This window comes from Pelotomaculum sp. FP, assembly GCF_004369245.1.
GTDB classification, from domain to species: Bacteria; Bacillota; Desulfotomaculia; order Desulfotomaculales; family Pelotomaculaceae; genus Pelotomaculum_C; species Pelotomaculum_C schinkii.
The window spans coordinates 1-1,394 of record NZ_QFGB01000144.1 but is presented as its reverse complement, the minus strand read 5'-3'; the positions used below and the strand labels follow the sequence as shown (position 1 = coordinate 1,394).

The following is a 1,394-nucleotide window of genomic DNA, read 5'->3' as shown; positions in this document are numbered from 1 at the left end:
GTTCTTTGAAAACTGCACAGCATAGGAGAACAAGAGTAACTAGAGCATAGAAGATGTTCTAAGTAGCGCGCGAAATTAGGTCAAGCTACAAAGGGCATACGGTGGATGCCTAGGCGCACAGGGCCGAAGAAGGACGTGGCAAGCTGCGAAAAGCTACGGGGAGCCGCAAACAGGCATAGATCCGTAGATATCCGAATGGGGCAACCCGGCGGGGGCAAACCCCCGTCACCGTTAGCTGAATCCATAGGTTAACGGAGGGCACCCGGCGAACTGAAACATCTTAGTAGCCGGAGGAAAAGAAAGAAAGATCGAACCCCCTAGTAGCGGCGAGCGAAGCGGGGCGAGCCTAAACCAGTAGTGCATGCACGACTGGGGTTGCGGGACTCTCATCAGATAGTGTAGTAGATTTAGCCGAAGCGGCCTGGAAAGGCCCGGCATAGGAGGTAAAACCCCTGTAGGCGAAAAGTCGAGGTACTACGAGAGTATCCCAAGTACCACGGGACACGGGGAACCCTGTGGGAATCCGGGAGGACCACCTCCCAAGGCTAAATACCCGGTGCGACCGATAGAGAACAAGTACCGTGAGGGAAAGGTGAAAAGCACCCCGGGAGGGGAGTGAAAGAGCACCTGAAACCGTATGCTTACAAACAGTCAGAGCACCATTCAGTCGTCGGTCATCAGACGTCAGACGTCAGGGTGAAAGCAATTTTATGGGGTCAAAGACTCCAAAGGAAAGCAGGAAAACCTGACGACTGCTGCCTGACGACCGACGACCGAGGTGTGATGGCGTACTTTTTGTAGAACGGACCGGCGAGTTACGTCCAGCGGGCAAGGTTAAGCGAAAGAGACGCGGAGCCGCAGCGAAAGCGAGTCTTAATAGGGCGAATAAGTCCGTTGGAGTAGACCCGAAACCGGGTGATCTACCCATGTCCAGAGTGAAGCTTTAGTAAAATAAAGTGGAGGCTCGAACCGACCGTCGTTGAAAAGGCGGCGGATGAGGTGTGGGTAGGGGTGAAATGCCAATCGAACCCGGAAATAGCTGGTTCTCCCCGAAATAGCTTTAGGGCTAGCCTTAGGGATGAATACCGGAGGTAGAGCACTGACTGGGCTAGGGGTCTTCACCGATTACCGAACCCAATCAAACTCCGAATGCCGGATATTATGACCCTAGGAGTCAGACTGCGGGTGCTAAGATTCGTAGTCAAGAGGGAAACAGCCCAGACCGCCGGCTAAGGTCCCAAAGACAGGCTAAGTGGAAAAGGATGTGGAGTTGCCCGGACAACCAGGATGTTGGCTTAGAAGCAGCCACCATTTAAAGAGTGCGTAATAGCTCACTGGTCAAGTGGCTCTGCGCCGAAAATGTAACGGGGCTAAGCCTGTCACCGAAGCCACGG

1 rRNA gene is annotated in these 1,394 nt (G+C 53.8%); it reads left to right on the top strand.

The features are described 5' to 3' along the window. Nucleotides 1-78: 78 nt before the first annotated feature. A 23S ribosomal RNA gene (locus Psfp_RS21095) occupies nucleotides 79-1,394 on the top strand; the annotation flags it as partial.